12 protein-coding genes are annotated in these 15,732 nt (G+C 69.4%); all 12 read left to right on the forward strand.

Going from position 1 to position 15,732, the window contains the following annotated elements; all coding sequences use genetic code 11:
- Positions 1–74: 74 nt before the first annotated feature.
- The 12 genes from ACYVK3_RS15940 (at position 75) to ACYVK3_RS15995 (ending at position 15,641) form a co-directional block, all read left to right on the forward strand.
- Positions 75–743 (forward strand): hypothetical protein, encoded by a 669-nt coding sequence (locus ACYVK3_RS15940; RefSeq protein ID WP_460498326.1) that lies wholly within the window; start codon positions 75–77, stop codon positions 741–743.
- Between the two features lie 70 nt (positions 744–813).
- Positions 814–1,215, forward strand: coding sequence for a YbaB/EbfC family nucleoid-associated protein (locus tag ACYVK3_RS15945; protein ID WP_460498327.1), 402 nt, complete (start codon positions 814–816; stop codon positions 1,213–1,215).
- A 2-nt stretch (positions 1,216–1,217) separates the two neighbouring features.
- The gene (locus ACYVK3_RS15950; protein ID WP_460498328.1) at positions 1,218–1,544 is read left to right on the forward strand and encodes a hypothetical protein; all 327 of its coding nucleotides are present in this window, start codon (positions 1,218–1,220) and stop codon (positions 1,542–1,544) included.
- Complete coding sequence (locus tag ACYVK3_RS15955) at positions 1,541–2,656, forward strand: WXG100 family type VII secretion target (RefSeq protein ID WP_460498329.1); 1,116 nt, start codon at positions 1,541–1,543, stop codon at positions 2,654–2,656. The genes ACYVK3_RS15950 and ACYVK3_RS15955 overlap by 4 nt, the downstream gene beginning before the upstream one ends.
- Positions 2,657–2,679: 23 nt before the next feature.
- Entirely contained in the window at positions 2,680–2,835 is a 156-nt protein-coding gene (locus ACYVK3_RS15960) for a hypothetical protein (protein WP_460498330.1), read from the forward strand.
- Entirely contained in the window at positions 2,835–3,395 is a 561-nt protein-coding gene (locus ACYVK3_RS15965; protein ID WP_460498331.1) for a hypothetical protein, read from the forward strand. Before ACYVK3_RS15960 ends, ACYVK3_RS15965 begins: the two co-directional genes overlap by 1 nt.
- A gap of 116 nt (positions 3,396–3,511) precedes the next feature.
- A complete protein-coding gene (locus tag ACYVK3_RS15970; protein ID WP_460498332.1) occupies positions 3,512–5,578 on the forward strand; it encodes an SPFH domain-containing protein in 2,067 nt (688 codons plus the stop codon).
- 62 nt (positions 5,579–5,640) lie between these two features.
- Positions 5,641–10,539 (forward strand): DNA repair ATPase, encoded by a 4,899-nt coding sequence (locus tag ACYVK3_RS15975; RefSeq protein ID WP_460498333.1) that lies wholly within the window; start codon positions 5,641–5,643, stop codon positions 10,537–10,539.
- A gap of 124 nt (positions 10,540–10,663) precedes the next feature.
- Complete coding sequence (locus tag ACYVK3_RS15980) at positions 10,664–11,311, forward strand: hypothetical protein (protein WP_460498334.1); 648 nt, start codon at positions 10,664–10,666, stop codon at positions 11,309–11,311.
- Between the two features lie 190 nt (positions 11,312–11,501).
- Complete coding sequence (gene clpB, locus ACYVK3_RS15985; protein ID WP_460498335.1) at positions 11,502–14,105, forward strand: ATP-dependent Clp protease ATP-binding subunit; 2,604 nt, start codon at positions 11,502–11,504, stop codon at positions 14,103–14,105.
- A 193-nt stretch (positions 14,106–14,298) separates the two neighbouring features.
- The gene (locus ACYVK3_RS15990; protein ID WP_460498336.1) at positions 14,299–14,832 is read left to right on the forward strand and encodes a hypothetical protein; all 534 of its coding nucleotides are present in this window, start codon (positions 14,299–14,301) and stop codon (positions 14,830–14,832) included.
- 602 nt (positions 14,833–15,434) lie between these two features.
- On the forward strand, positions 15,435–15,641 hold the full coding sequence (locus ACYVK3_RS15995; protein WP_460498519.1) for a hypothetical protein: 207 nt from the start codon (positions 15,435–15,437) through the stop codon (positions 15,639–15,641).
- Positions 15,642–15,732 lie beyond the last annotated feature (91 nt).

Raw genomic sequence — 15,732 nt, forward strand, 5'->3', positions numbered from 1 at the left:
GGATGTGCCGCCCGCCCGTCGCACACCGCTCGCAAACGCGCCCGCGCGAGCGGTAGACAAGGACCCGAAGACCCATGACCGAGTTCCTGGACATAGCCCTGTCGTTCCCCCCGATCTTGTTCACCTTCGGTCTCGTCCTGGTCGTGCTGTACTGGATCACCGTCATCGTCGGCGCGCTCGACGTCGACATCGTCGATTTCGGCACCGATGCGGACGTCGAGGTCGAGGCCGGCGGATCCTTCTGGTCGGCCTTCGGATTCGGCGCCGTTCCGCTCACTGTGGTGCTCTCGCTGTGGATCACGCTCGGCTGGATCGTGACCGTCCTCGGCACCACGTGGTTGCGCAGCACCCAGGAGATGGTGATCCCCGCGGCGGTCTCCGGCCTCGCCACGCTCATCGCCGGGATCGGCGTCGGCATGCTCGGCGCCAAGCTCCTGGCCAAACCCCTGTCGAAGGTCTTCGCCGACGCCCCCTCCACCGCGCACCGCGACCTGATCGGGAAGATGTGCGTGGTCAGGACGGGCACCGTGACGACCGAATCGGGCCAGGCCGAACTGGCCGAAGACGACGGCACGGTCCACCTCATCAATGTGCGCCGATCGCAGCACGAGCCCGAGGGCATCGACGACGAACTGTTCGCGCGCCATGCGAAGGTGGTCATCTTCGACTACGACGAGAACTCCAGGGTCTTCCTCGTCGTCCCGGTGGCGCTGCCGCCGGACGTCATGGTCTCCGAGGCCTAGGCGAGCATGTCCGCGCTTGCGCGCCGACGATACACTGACCGTGTCCGCGCGTCCCCACACTGGAGCGAAAATGGACCACGAGCAACAGCGCCAGCCCGGCCGGCCCTCGATCCTGACCGATCCCGAGGGCTACATGCGCGATTTCCGGCAGCGCATGGCCGCCATGAGCGGCCAGGCCGACCAGATGCGGGAGCGGATGGCCGAGGCCACCGCTCGCGCCGAATCCGACGAGGGCGAAGTCGCCGTCACCGTGAACGTCGGTGGCGCGCTCGCGGGCATCGAGTTCGCGCCCTCCGCGCGCCATATATCCGGCCCCACCCTCGCCGAGATGGTCATGGAGACCTACCGACGAGCCGCGGCCGAGGCGTCGGAGAAGGCCGTGGAGGCGATGTCCGACCTGTTCGGCTCCGACTCGGAGACCGCCAGATTCGTCAGGCAGTCCGTCGAGCAGCGTCTGCCCAGGGAGGAGTGATCATGGGAACCGGATTCGGTGTCGACCCCGATCAGGTCGTCCAGCACGCCGGCGATCTGCGTGCCGGCGTGTTCGCCAAGCTCGAGAACGCCATGGCCGCCGCCGAACAGGTCGGCATCGGCGACGAGGCGTACGGCATGTTCCTCAGCCACGTCATCCCTCCGACGCTCCGGCTGTTCCTCGAAGACGCCGGCACCGCGATCGAGAAGACCGTGGCATTCGGCGAGGCCATCGAAGGAGCGCTGACCGGCACCGCGATGGACTACTACGCGGCCGACGCGGAAGCGGCCGCCGAGTTGGAGAAAATGGCGGAGGCGATGGAGGCATGAGCGACGGAACCCAGTTCAGCGCGCCCGCTCCGGGCTCGACCTTGATCGCGCAGGCCGGCGATCCCTCTTCCACCGCCGGCGCCCGCGCGCTCGACAGCTTCACCGCCGTCGGCAACGACCTCGCCGCCATCGGCTCGGACGAATTCAGCGCCACCGCGCTGGGCATGGACGGCCTCACCGCCGGGCTCGACATGCTCGCGTTCGTCGCCAACCCGTTCAAGGAATTCCTCATGGCCGGCGTCGGGTTCATCATCGAACACGTCGACTGGCTGCGCGAGCCGCTCGAGGACCTCACCGGCGACCCCGCCGAGATCAGCGCCCTCTCCAAGACCTGGGCGAACATCGCCCAGGAGATCAACGACGCGGCAGGGCAGTTCCAGTCGGAACTCGAGGGGACCGCCGACTGGGAGGGCGACGCCGCCGACGCCTACCGCTCGGTCGCCGGTGACTTCAGCCAGGCCCTCGGCGGCGCGGCCGCCGCCGCTCAGGGGACCTCGCAGGGCATCGCCTACGCCGGCGTCCTCGTGGCCACCGTCAAGGCGCTGGTGCTGGAACTGCTCTGCGACTTCACCGCGCGCGTCATCATGTATCTGCTCTCGGCGCTCGCCAGCTCCTGGTTCACCTTCGGCGGCTCGGTCGTCGCCGCGATCGGCACCGTAGTGGCCGACGCGGGCGCGGTCGCCGCCAGGATCGGCAAGAAGCTGTCCGAACTGCTGCAGAGCGCCGCCACGTTCGTCCGCAAGTTCGGCGACGCCGGCTCCGCGTTCGGCACGTTCGCCTCCAAGCTCGACGAGGCCGCCATCAAGATGTGGGGCAAGTCCGGCCGCCTGGATCTCGCGGCCTGGGGCAAGGGCTCCCGCATGGACATCAAGGGCTGGGGCATCGACAATCTGGCGCCCGGCCGCGAGTCCAGGCACAGCGCGCGCGATGCCTTCGACAACTTCAAGAGCAGCTACGACGACATGGCCGACTGGGGCAAGGACCCCCTCACCGGAGCGACGACCGGCCTGAGGAACATCGCCGACACCGCCGGGGGCTACCCGGCGACCGGTCTGCGCGGCTACATGGCCGGTGTGAAGGAAGAAGAGAACTCGACCACGCCCGAAGCGTAGGCGCCGCATAGAGGAGGACGGGCATGTCCGAGCTGTTCGCGATCCCGGGCTGGGGCGTGGTGTTCGCCGCCTGGGCGCTGTCGGCCGGTGTCGGCGTGCTCGTCATCGCGGTCGCGACCGCGATGTCGCTGCGCGGCAGGGCCAAGCGCAAGGGGCCGTCCGGCACCGGGCGGCCGTGATGTCCCCGGCAACCGCGCTGCTGGCCGGCCTGGCACTGGTGGCCGGATCGGTCTTCGTCGTCACCGCCGCGGTCCTCGCAGCCGCCGCCATCGCGGCCAGGATCAATCCCGAGCCCGACGTCCCCGTCGAGGACCGGATCGAGCGCGCCGAGGACGAGCATCGGCGGCGCGAGGCCCACGAGGAGCGGATGCGCCAGCTCGAACGTCGCAGCGGCCGCGAGTCCATCGACAGCACCCACCTGGTGTTCCCCACCTTCGGCATCGTCTTCGTGCTGTTCATGTGCTTCGGGGCGTGGTCGGCCGTGCTCGACCACGCCGACGCGGGCGGCGGTCCCGTGCCGGTGTCCGTCCTGCTGCGGCCGCTGTGGCTCCCGTGGATTCCCGCCCTGATCGCCGGACTCATCGCCGCCGCGGGCTACCGGCGCGCCTACGAGCGCTGGCCGCAATGGAAGAAGGACCTCGAAGCCGAGCGCCGCCGCGCCAAGCGCCACCGCGGTCACCGGTCGCGACTCGATGGCCTCCGCCGCTCCGCCTCCCGGCGGCGCTCGGACCGGTACTGAGATCATGGTGATCACCGAGCACGCCCGCGCTCGCTGTACCCCATTGTTTGACGCGCCTGAGTAAGGTGTGGTCACGCCCGTACCAAGTCCCCCCGAAGTCTCAATAAGGAACCGTCATGGACGCTGCCAACTCGACGGCACTGGTCACCATCGTGGTCGTCGCGGCCATCTTCCTGGGCCTGCTGCTCATGATCGTCCGGCTCTACCGGAAGGTCGCCCCCGGTCAGGCCCTGGTCGTCACCAAACTGCGCGCCCGCAAGGTGTCCTTCACCTCGGCGCTGGTCCTCCCGATCATCCACAAGGCCGAGTACATGGACATCTCGGTCAAGACGATCGAGATCAACCGCGCCGGCAAGGACGGCCTGATCTGCCAGGACAACATCCGCGCCGACATCTCCATCACGTTCTTCGTGCGCGTCAACGCCACGGCCGACGACGTCCGCAACGTCGCCAACTCGATCGGCACCAAGCGCGCCTCCGACCAGGACACGCTCCAGGAGCTGTTCAACGCCAAGTTCTCCGAGGCGCTCAAGACTGTCGGCAAGCAGCTCGAATTCACCGACCTGTACACCAACCGCGACGAGTTCCGCGACCGGATCATCCACGTCATCGGCACCGACCTCAACGGCTACAGCCTCGAGGACGCCGCGATCGACTATCTCGAGCAGACGCCGATGTCGTCGCTCGACCCGCAGAACATCCTGGACGCCCAGGGCATCCGCAAGATCACCGAGCTGACCGCCAAAGAGGCGATCACCACCAACGAGCACCGGCGCCACGAAGAGAAGGAGATCAAGCGCCAGGACGTCGACGCCCGCGAGACGGTGCTCGAGCTCGAGCGCCGCCAAGAAGAGGCCGAGATCCGCCAGCAGCGCGAGATCGAGACCCTGCGTGCCCGCGAGAACGCCGAGGTCCAGAAGGTCCAGTCGGAGGAGCGTCTCAAGTCCGAGACCGCGCGCATCCGCACCGAAGAGGCCACCGGCATCCAGCACGAGAACCGCCTGCGCGAGATCGCCGTCGCCGAGAAGAACCGCGAACGCGTCATCGCCGTCGAGACCGAGCGCATCGAGAAGGACCGCATCCTCGAAGTCGTCGCACGCGAGCGCGAAGAGGAACTGGCGCGCATCGCCGCCAACAAGGAGCTCGAGGCGCAGAAGCGCGACATCGCCGACGTCATCCGCGAGCGCATCGCCGTCGAGAAGACCGTCGCCGAGCAGGAAGAGGGCATCAAGCGCCTGCGCGCCACCGAAGAGGCCGAGCGCGAGCGCCAGAAGGTCATCATCCTCGCCGAGGCCGAGGCCCAGGAGGGCCTGGTCAAGGACATCAAGGCCGCCGAGGCCGCCGAGCAGGCCTCCAAGCACCTGGCCCGCCAGCGCCTGACGGAGGCCGAGGCCGCCCAGCAGGCCGCCGAGATGGAGTCGCGCGCCAAGATGCGTCTGGCCGAGGGCGAGCAGGCGCTCGCCGCCGCGCCGGGCCTGGCCGAGGTGCAGGTTCGCGAGGCCGAGGCCGACGCCATCGAGAAGGGCGGACTGGCCGAGGCCAAGGCCGCCGAGGCGAAGGGCCGAGCCGAAGCCGAGGCCTCCGCCGCGATCGGCAAGGCCGCCGCGACCGCCACCGCCGCGAAGGGCACGGCCGAAGCCGACGCCCTGCGCGAGCGGCTCCTCGCCGAGTCCGCCGGGCTCACCGAGAAGGCCGCCGCGATGGACGCCCTGTCCACCGCTTCGCAGGCGCACGAGGAGTACCGCCTGCGCCTGGAGATGGAGAAGGAGCTGCGCGGCGCCGAGATCGAGGCACGTCGCTCGATCGCCGAGCAGCAGGCGTCGATCATCGCCGCCGGGCTGTCGAAGGCCGACATCTCGCTCGTCGGCGGCGACACCCAGTTCTTCGACCGGGTCGTCGGCGCGATCGGCTACGGCAAGGCCGTCGACGGGTTCATGGAGCACTCGGACGTCGCCGCCGGCCTCGCCGCGTCGTGGTCGAACGGGAGCACCTCGTTCTCCGAGGACCTCAAGAGCGTCCTGGCCACGGTCGGTTCCGAGGAGGTCAAGAACCTCACCGTCTCGGCCGCACTGCTCAAGCTCATCCAGGGCGGCGGCGACCGCGACATGCTGGGCGGCCTGCTCTCCAAGGCCAAGGAGCTCGGCGTCGCCGAGCGGCCCGCCGTGGAGATGACCGCCAAATAGTCCTTCCCCGTGGGGCGGCGGACCGCCGCCCCACGGTCCTTGTCTGCTCGTGAGGGAACCCCATGGCCGAAGAGAAGCATGCCGCCGCCGCGCTCGACGCCGGCACGTACGAAGTCCTGTCCAAGCGCCTCGCGGACTTCGCCACCGAGCTGAGCGACCGGGCCGAGTCGCTCAACGCGGCCCGCACCGACGCGTTCGGCGGCAGTGAGCTGCGCCTGCTGGGCACCAGCCGCATCCGCACGGCCAACAACTGCGTGCCGCGCGACATGGTGCAGGTCGGCGGGCACCTCCTCTTCGGCTACAACGTCCACATGGGGCTCAAGTCGCACACGGACGTGGGCGACGTCTTCGCCCTGCACGACTTCGTGCGCCAGGACGGCAAGTTCTCCTTCACCGAGGTCGACCGGGCCGGCCACGTCCTGGACGATCCGCGCTTCGTCGCCGACTTCACCGAGATGTACCGCTACTACCGCTCGACCGAGCTGCTCCAGGTGCGCCAGGTCGAGACGCGGCTGCTCGCGGTCTTCCGGATCGGCGAGAACCTCGCCGACCAGCGGGTCCTGCGATGGCAGCTGGGTCCGGACGGCTCGGCCGAGTACATGGACGCCCGCGGCGACGGCGACAACGTCTGGCCCGAGCCGCACGACTTCGAGTGGATCGAGACGACCAGGAACGACCACGTCACCGGCCGCCACCCGCATGTGTCCATCGAGGACGAGATCTTCGTCGAGTGCCTGGGCGGCACGCTCACGATCAAGGTCGAGGACAACACCGACTCCGGCGAAGGCGTCTTCTCCGAGCCGGTGGCCGAGCCGCTCCAGTCGCTCGCGGACGCCTCGATCGCCTACGCCCGGGTCGGGCCGCTGCTCCTGCTCAAGATCCTGCCGTACAACGAGACCGTCACCCGTCACCTCATCTACAACACCCGCACCGGCGACGTCCAGCGCGCCGACGCGATCGGCGCGGCCTGCCGCCGCCTGCCCGAGGACCACGGCATCATCTTCCCAGGCGGCTACTACCTCAACGAGGGCAAGCTCAAGACCTTCGACCACGACACCGCGGAGCTGCGCTTCAAGCGCGTCATCCGCTCGCCCAACGGCGAGGACGTCTTCTTCATCTTCTACCACGAGGCCGAGGGACGCTCGCTGCTGTTGCCGTACAACGTCATCCAGAAGGAAGTCGCGGCGCCGATGAGCGTCCACGGCTACTCGATCTTCGACGACGGCACCCTGGTGGCCTTCCGCTTCACCGGCGACGAGGCCAGTCGCGTCCACCCGGTGCAGGTGTGGGCCACCCCGTTCGTCTCCGAGGCGCACGCCGCCGCGCACGAGTCCGGTGACACCCCGATCCACCGCATCGGCAACGCCGAGGCCGTCCGCGCCGTCTCCGACGCGCTCACCGTGGCCCGCATGGTCCGCGAGATGAAGCCCGGCCTCGCCGTGTTCGAGGCGCTCATCGCCACGGCCACGCGCTGCCTCGACGACTATCCGTGGCTCGGCGACGAGGGCCTGTTCGGCCTCGACGACACGCTGCGCAGCGTCCGCGACACCGCCGAGTCCGTCCTCGACGAGTACGCCACGGTCGCCGAGCTGACCGCCGAGGCCGGCAAGGCCCTGGAGCGGGCCGACGCCGACACGCTCAAGCTGCTGCGCCGCGCACGCGGCGAGGCCCCCAAATCCGCCGAGGACTGGGTCACGCTGCTGACCGAGCTGCGCGGCGCGCAAGGACATCTGGTCACCCTCCGCGATGTCCGCTACATCGACCTCGATCGCATCGCCGCGATCGAGGCCGAATTGACCGAGTGCCTCGACCAGACCGGCCGACGCGCCGTCGCCTTCCTCGAACGCGAGGACTCCTTCGCCCCGTACTTCGCCGAGATCGAGGGGCTCGAGCACAAGGCCGAGCGCATCGAGACCGTCGCCGAGTCGAAGCCGCTGGTCGAGGACCTCGACGCCCGCCAGCACGGCCTCGAGACCCTCACCGAGGTCGTCTCCACCCTGGAGATCGGCGACGCGACGGTCCGCACCGCGATCCTCGGCCGCGTCTCCGAGGTCCTCGCCGCCGTCAACCGCACCCGCGCCACGCTCGCCGCGCGCCGCCGCGAGCTGTCCGTCGGCGAGGGCCGCGCCGAGTTCGCCGCCGAGTACGCCCTGCTCGGGCAGGCCGTAACCGCCGCGCTCGCCGCCGCGAGCACCCCGGCCGCCTGCGACGAGCAGCTCGGCCGGCTGCTGCTCACCGTCGAGAACCTCGAGACCCGCTTCGCCGAGTTCGACGACTTCCTCGCCCAGCTCGCCGACAAGCGCACCGACGTCTACGAGGCGTTCTCCTCACGCAAGCAGAACCTGCTCGACGAGGCCGCCCGCCGAGCCGAGCGGCTGGTCGCCTCCGCCGACCGCATCCTCGAGGCGGTCGCCCGCCGCGGCACCTCGCTGTCCTCACTGGACGAGGTCAACACCTACTTCGCGACCGACCCGATGGTGGAGCGGCTCCGCCGCGTCGTGGCCGAGCTGCGCGAGCTCGACGACACCGTCCGCGCCGAGGAGATCGAGGGCCGCATCCAGGCCGCCCGGAGCGAGGCCGGCAGGGCCCTGCGGGACCAGCTCGACCTGTTCGACGGCGACGCGATCCGCTTCGGCGAGCACCGCATCCCGGTGAACACGCAGCCGCTGGATCTGACGCTCGTGCCCTCCGGCGGCTCGCTCGCGTTCTCGCTCACCGGCACCGACTACCGGCAGATCGTCGACGACCCGGGCTTCGCCGACACCAAGCCGTATTGGAGCCAGTTCCTCGCCTCGGAGAACCCCGAGGTCTACCGGGCCGAGCACCTGGCCGCCTCGCTGCTGGCCGAGCACGGTTCGGCGACGCTCTTCACCGAGGACCTGCCGCGCTTCGTCTCGGCCGCCGCCGCCGAACGCTACGACGAGGGCTACGAGCGCGGCGTCCACGACGCCGACGCCGCCGCGATCCTCACCGAGGTCCTGCGCCTCCACGCCGCCGCGGGGAATCTGCGCTACACGCCCGCCTGCCGGGCCGCCGCCCGCCTGTTCTGGGTGCACGGCGTCGCCAAGGACGAGCAGGAGCGATTCGCCGCCCAGGCCCGTTCCCTGGCGCGCGTCCGGGAGACCTTCGGCAGTCCCGACGCCATGGCCGGCCTCGTCTCCGAGCTCGAGAGCGAGCTGTCGTCGTTCCTGGACGAGTCGCGGCTCTCGCTCCACTTCGGCTTCAAGCTCGAACCGCCCACCGAGCTCGCCGCCGAGTACCTCGCCGAAGAACTCGCCGACTCCGGCGCGTTCGCCGCCTCCGCCCGCGCCCGCGAGCTGCTGGCCGCGTTCGAACGCCAGATCGGCCCGGCCGCGAAGGGCGCGTTCGCCGACGACCTGCGGTCGCTCGAGGGCGAGCTGTACTCGCAGTGGGGCCTCGCCTGGAACTGGCTCGACGCCTTCCTGCGCGGGTCCGACGACGAGCGGTTCGACGCCGCCGACCTGCCCGAGGCGCTCGCGATGGTCCTGGCCGAGGCCGACACCTACGACGTCGCCGCCGAGCTCACGGCCGAGGTGACCGGCCTGCTCGGCACCCACCCCCGCATCGAGCACCGCGTCCTGCGCCTGCGCCTCGACGAGTTCCTGGCCCGCACCAGCCGGTTCCGGCGCGTCACCCTCCCCGGCTACCGCGCCTACCAGGCCCGGAGGGGCGAGATCATCGAGGCGCACCGCCGGAAGCTGCGCGTCGACGAGTTCAAGCCGAAGGTGATGTCCGGCTTCGTGCGCAACCAGCTCATCGACGAGGTCTACCTGCCGCTCATCGGCTCCAACCTCGCCAAGCAGATCGGCGCGGGCACCGGCGACGCCCGCCGCACCGACCAATCCGGCATGCTCATGCTCATCTCCCCGCCCGGCTACGGCAAGACCACGCTCATGGAGTACGTCGCCGACCGGCTCGGGATGCTGCTGGTGAAGGTGAACGGGCCGGCGCTCGGCCACGACACCGTGTCGGTCGATCCCGAGGACGCGCCGAACGCGACCGCGCGCCAGGAGGTCGAGAAGATCAACTTCGCGCTCGAATGCGGCAACAACGTACTGCTTTATCTCGACGACATCCAGCACACCAACCCCGAGCTGCTCCAGAAGTTCATCTCGCTGTGCGACGCCCAGCGCAAGATGGAGGGCGTCTGGAACGGCCGCACCCGCACCTACGACCTGCGCGGGAAGCGGTTCGCCGTCTGCATGGCCGGCAACCCGTACACCGAGGCGGGGCAGCGGTTCCGCATTCCCGACATGCTCGCCAACCGCGCCGACGTGTGGAATCTCGGCGACGTCCTCTCGGGCCGCGACGAGGTCTTCGCCCAGTCCTACATCGAGAACGCGCTCACCTCGAACGCGGTGCTCGCCCCGCTGGCCGGGCGCGAGCGCTCGGACGTCCACCTGCTCATCCGCCTCGCCGCCGAGGACCCGACGGCGAATCCGGACGACCTCGCCCACTCCTACTCGGCCGGGGAGCTCGACCAGACCCTGTCGGTGCTGCGCAAGTTGATCCATGTCCAGAAGACCGTGCTGCGCAACAACCTCGCGTACATCTCCTCCGCGGCGACCGACGACGCCGCACGGACCGAGCCGCCGTTCCTGCTGCAAGGCTCCTACCGAAACATGAACCGACTCACCGAACGGGTGGTTCCGGTCATGAACGACGAGGAGCTGGAGGCGGTCATCGACGACCACTACGCCGGCGAGGCGCAGACGCTCGCCTCCGGCGCCGAGGCGAACCTGCTCAAGCTCGCCGAGCTCCGGGGCCGGCTGACGGAGGAGCAGCGGATCCGCTGGGAGGCCGTCAAGGAGGCGTTCCGCCGGGAGCAGACGCTCGGCGGCGGCGACGACGATCCAATGTCGAGGGCGGTCGGGGCGATCACCTTGCTGTCCGATCGCGTCGGCGGCATTGAAACGGCCCTGCAACAAAGGAACAGGTAGAAGCCGCGATCCACCCCTCTACGCTCGACAATCTCTGTCTGACCACCCGGTACGCTTTCAGGAGCGTGACACGAAAACCCGTTGTGCCCCTGAAGCCGCAAACCATCGAATAAGGGAGGTCCCCGTGCCGACGAAGACGGGAGCGAAGATCCGGATCATTGTCCTGGGCACAGGCCCAGAAGCCGAAGAGGCCCGCGAGATCGCCGCGGCCGACGCAGATGTCGCGATCGCCGCCAAGTTCACGAAGACGGTGACGCACCTGGTCATCGACGACACGGTCAAGTCGTCCGAGGCTCGAGTGAAGAAGGCCGAGGAGTCCGGCGTGCCCGTGCTGTCGCTCGCTGAGCTCAAGGCACTGCTCGTCGCCGCCGAGGAGCCCGAGGCCGCCGCCGAGGAGCCCGAGCCGGTCGCCGAGGCCGCTCCCGAAGCCGCCGTTGCAAGCGAGCCGGAGCCCGAGCCGGTCGCCGAGGCCGAGCCCGAACCTGAGCCGGCGCCCGAACCCGAGGTCGTCGAGGAGCCCGTGGCCGAGACCGAGACCGAGCCCGAGCCCGAGACCGAGTCGGAGGCAGCGAAGGCCGAGGCCGAGCAGTCCGTCCCCGCCCAGGCGGAGGCCCCGAAGGTCGAGAGCAAGACCGAGATCGACCGGATCGAGGAGCCCGCCGAGGAGGAGGCCGAGCAGGTCAAGGCCGACGAGACCGCATCGACGTCCCCGAAGCCGGGACTGGTGGCCAAGCTGAAGTCCATCTTCGGTGTGACCGGCGCCCGCAAGTAGCGCCACTCCGTCCAAAAGCCCCGGGCCGCGGCGGCCCGGGGCTTTACGCTGTGGGCATAACTGTCGAGTGGATCCAAAAACCTGAGTCCGCTAGACTCAACTCTGCGGTAATTGCGGCCGTCATGTTCGCTATCGCGCTGTACCCGGAATACGGCTCGCTCACTTCGCCGAGAGGAAGGCAGACAGACCTGTGGACGTCAATCGCTTGACCACCAAGAGCCGCGAAGTCATCTCCCAAGCCGCGCGCTCCGCCGCCGCCAACGGGAACGCGACCGTCGACCCCTGGCACCTGCTGGACGCGCTGCTCACCGTCGACGGCTCCACCGCCCCGGGGCTGCTCCAACTCGTCGGCGTCACACCGGGCACGGTCTCGGCCGAGACCGAGCGCCGCCTCGACGACATGCCCTCCGCCTCCGGTCCGTCCGTCTCCGAGCCCTCGATGGCCCGGGAGTCGCTGCGCGCCATCAACGCCGCCGACAAGATCGCCACCGACTACGGCGACGAATACGTCTCCACCGAGCACCTCCTCACCGGCCTCGTGCAGGCCGGCGGCGACGTCGGCACCTACCTCGCCGACCAGGGCGCCACCGAGAAGAAACTGCTCGGCGCCTTCCCCACGCTGCGCGGGGGCGACCGCAAGATCTCCAGCGCCGACCCCGAGCAGGGCTACAAGGCCCTGGAGAAGTACGGCGTCGACCTGACCGAGAACGCCCGCTCCGGCAAGGTCGACCCGGTCATCGGCCGCGACACCGAGATCCGCCGGGTCATCCAGGTCCTGTCCCGCCGCACCAAGAACAACCCGGTGCTCATCGGCGAGCCCGGCGTCGGCAAGACCGCCATCGTCGAGGGCCTGGCCCAGCGCATCGTCGCCGGGGACGTCCCCGAATCGCTGCGCGACCGGCGCGTCATCCTCCTCGACCTCGCCAGCATGATCGCCGGCGCCCAGTACCGGGGACAGTTCGAGGAGCGGTTCAAGTCCGTGCTCGACGAGATCAAGTCCTCCGACGGCGAGATCATCCCGTTCATGGACGAGCTCCACACCATGGTCGGCGCCGGCAAGACCGAGGGCTCCATGGACGCCGGGAACATGCTCAAGCCGGCCCTGGCGCGCGGCGAGCTCCACATGATCGGCGCGACCACGCTGAACGAGTACCGCGAGCACATCGAGAAGGACGCCGCTCTGGAGCGCCGCTTCCAGCAGGTGTACGTCGGCGAACCGTCCGTAGAGGACACTGTCGCGATCCTGCGCGGCCTCAAGGAACGCTACGAGGTCCACCACGGCGTGCGCATCACCGACTCCGCCCTGGTGGCGGCGTCGCAGTTGTCGGACCGCTACATCCCCGACCGCCAACTGCCCGACAAGGCCATCGACCTGATCGACGAGGCCGCCTCGCGCCTGCGCATCGAGATCGACTCGCGCCCCGAGGAGATCGACGAGGTCGAGCGGGCCGTCAGGCGCCTCGAGATCGAGGAGACCGCGCTGCAGAACGAGACCGACGACCCGGCCTCGGCCGAGCGGCTCTCCGCCCTCCAGCGCGAACTCGCCGACGCCCGCGAGCGCCTCTCGGTGCTCTCGCGCCAGTGGGAGTTCGAGAAGGACCGCATCTCCAAGGTCTCCGACCTCAAGGAGCAGCTCGACGACCTGCGCACACAGGCCGAGCGCGCCGAGCGCGAATACGACCTGGAGAAGGCCGCGCAGTTGCGCTACGGCAAGATCCCCGAGCTCGAACAGCGGCTCACCGTCGCCGAGGCCGAACTCGAACGCAGCGACGAACCCGACGCCAAGGCCCCGATGCTGAAAGAGGAGATCGACGCCGACGAGATCGCCGACGTCGTTGCCGCCTGGACCGGCATTCCCGCAGGGCGCCTGCAGGAATCGGAGAGCCAGAAGCTCCTGCACGCCGAGGACGCCCTCGGCCGGCGCGTCGTCGGCCAGGAGGAGGCCGTCACCGTCGTCGCCGACGCGCTGCGGCGCGCCCGCGCCGGCCTGTCGGACCCCAACCGGCCCACCGGCTCGTTCATCTTCGCCGGGCCGACGGGCGTCGGCAAGACCGAGCTGGCGAAGGCGCTGGCGGAGTTCATGTTCGACGACGACCGGGCGATGATCCGCATCGACATGGGCGAGTACACCGAGCAGCACTCGGTGGCGCGCCTCATCGGCGCCCCGCCCGGATACGTCGGTTACGAGGAGGGCGGCCAGCTCACCGAGCCGGTGCGGCGCCGTCCGTACTCCGTGGTACTGCTCGACGAGGTGGAGAAGGCGCACCAGCGGGTCTTCGACACGCTGCTCCAGGTGCTGGACGACGGACGCCTGACCGACGGCCAGGGCCGCACGGTCGACTTCCGCAACGTCATCCTCATCATGACCTCGAACCTTGGCTCGCAGGCGCTGATCGACCCCACCCTTGAAGGGGAGGCGAAGAAGGAGTCGGTGATGGGCGCGATCCGCGGCCACTTCAAGCCCGAGTTCCTGAACCGGCTCGACGACATCGTCATCTTCCACGCCCTGGAGCACGACGACCTCAAGTCGATCGTGGACGTGCAGCTGCGCGGTCTCCAGCGGCGCATGGACACGCGGCGGCTCAAGCTCGCCGTGGACGACTCGGCGAAGTCGTGGCTGGCCGATCGGGGCTTCGACCCGGTCTACGGTGCCAGGCCGCTGCGCCGGCTCATCCAGTCCTCGATCGGCGACCCGCTCTCGCGGCAGCTCCTCGAAGGCAAGATCATCGACGGCGACACCGTCCAGATCAGCACCAGCGAGATCGGCGACAAGCTCACCGTCGAGCGGGGCTGAGCACCGACCCACCAGGTGAGCAAACATCGCCTGGTGGGTTCCGCGCTCGGGGGACGTAGGCTGACGTGGCGCTCTCGGTGGCGAGGAGGTCGTCACCGGGGCGCTCATGGTCTCCTGGCGGGCCCGGCGCCCGGTCGACACCCGCGACCGTTTGGAAGCAGTTGCCTAGACTGCTGGCATGACACTTCGACTCATGGGCGCCAACCCCTGCGTGACCCTGTACGACGGCGACCGAGCGACCGCGTTCGCCTCGGTTTGGCGAGTGGACTGGTCGCAGCGCGGCAGTGGGCGTGCGCTCGTGCTCGGCACACCCGAGCGGATCCGGATCATCGCATCGGACACCGACCTGGGAGCCTGGCTCGGGACCGAGTTCAATCAGTATTTCGACGACGTGACCGACGGCATCGGCTGGCCCGATCCGGAGCTCACGGAAGCGCCGGTGGAGTTCCAACTCGATCACGCCAAGGGGCTCAGCGCCACGGGCGACGACGTGGCCGTGGAGATCAGCGGCCCGATCGAGCGCCATCTGACCCGCAACGAGGCGTACGACCTCGGCGGCACACCGAACATCCTTTCGACGGTATGGATTCCGTGCAGGGAAGGCTCCATTTCGGTCGGCGGCACGCGCCTGGCCGGTTCGCCACGGGTCGACCCGGCGAAACCCAGGTCGAGCGCGTTCATCGCCGATGCCGAGGTGTGGTGCACGGCCGATCATCTGGAACGGTGACCGAGGCCCTCTGTGCCAGGGAGGTCCGTCAGCCCTAGACCGCCGTCGACGGGCCGGCTCGCTTTCACTTCGGCGCGGCCGCTGAACACGGCGGTGGTGAAGGCAAGGAGCGCGCCGGTGTCGTCGGTGACCGGGAAGGGATCGATACCTGGTTGCGGACCCGGCGGAAGCCTGCTCTGATGGCGAGTGCACCGGTACGCGTCGGTGCGTCCTGGAAGGAGCCGCCTTGCCTCCTGACGACCCCCCGTACGCTGACGTCGTCCGTGAGGCCGCGCATGCAGCCGTGGCTCGCTACGACCTCCCTGGTCCCGTCTCGGTCCAGCCGATCCGGCTGCTCAATAATGCCGTCTTTGCCGTGACCGCCGGCGGAAACCGATTTGCGCTCCGCATCCACCGGCCGCGGTTCCGTCCCCGTGAACACAGCCTCGCCGAACTGGTCTTCTTGGACTCAGTGCACGAGCATCTGGACGATGTCGGTGTCCGCGTTCCCTCGCCTGTAACGGCCGAGAGCGCCCGCTGTGAACACCGCGCTCCGGCTGACAGGAGGGCGGCCTTCGGGTGACAATGGCGCGAGAACGGGAACAACGAGCATGGAGGGCAGTATGAGCTGGACACCGGTTCTGGTCAGGGGCGACCGTCGTATGTACGTCGGCCCCGCCGGCGACATCGTCGAACTACCCCAAGAAGCCGAGCAGTTCCCCACTCGGGAAGACGCCATACAGCGCGCCATCGAAGCGCGAGACGAAGAACAGTCGCGGGGCGCGAACGACGAGGGAATCGTCGACGTCGAGGCCGAGGAAGTCGAGTGACCGGACGGCACCGCAGCCGATGAGCCTCACTCGACCTGTGCGGGTCCTGACCACCGAAGCGCCGGGCGTCGCAATGTCCGACCAGAGCCGT

The sequence above is a fragment of the Glycomyces tarimensis genome, from assembly GCF_054776215.1.

Excerpts from the sequence above, each read along its gene's own strand:
- ACYVK3_RS15995 (WP_460498519.1), top strand. The coding sequence starts at position 15,435 with ATGAGCTGGACACCGGTTCTGGTCAGGGGCGACCGTCGTATGTACGTC.
- ACYVK3_RS15970 (WP_460498332.1), top strand. The coding sequence starts at position 3,512 with ATGGACGCTGCCAACTCGACGGCACTGGTCACCATCGTGGTCGTCGCG.
- ACYVK3_RS15965 (WP_460498331.1), top strand. The coding sequence starts at position 2,835 with ATGTCCCCGGCAACCGCGCTGCTGGCCGGCCTGGCACTGGTGGCCGGA.
- ACYVK3_RS15990 (WP_460498336.1), top strand. The coding sequence starts at position 14,299 with ATGGGCGCCAACCCCTGCGTGACCCTGTACGACGGCGACCGAGCGACC.
- ACYVK3_RS15940 (WP_460498326.1), top strand. The coding sequence starts at position 75 with ATGACCGAGTTCCTGGACATAGCCCTGTCGTTCCCCCCGATCTTGTTC.
- ACYVK3_RS15975 (WP_460498333.1), top strand. The coding sequence starts at position 5,641 with ATGGCCGAAGAGAAGCATGCCGCCGCCGCGCTCGACGCCGGCACGTAC.
- ACYVK3_RS15945 (WP_460498327.1), top strand. The coding sequence starts at position 814 with ATGGACCACGAGCAACAGCGCCAGCCCGGCCGGCCCTCGATCCTGACC.
- ACYVK3_RS15950 (WP_460498328.1), top strand. The coding sequence starts at position 1,218 with ATGGGAACCGGATTCGGTGTCGACCCCGATCAGGTCGTCCAGCACGCC.
- ACYVK3_RS15955 (WP_460498329.1), top strand. The coding sequence starts at position 1,541 with ATGAGCGACGGAACCCAGTTCAGCGCGCCCGCTCCGGGCTCGACCTTG.
- ACYVK3_RS15960 (WP_460498330.1), top strand. The coding sequence starts at position 2,680 with ATGTCCGAGCTGTTCGCGATCCCGGGCTGGGGCGTGGTGTTCGCCGCC.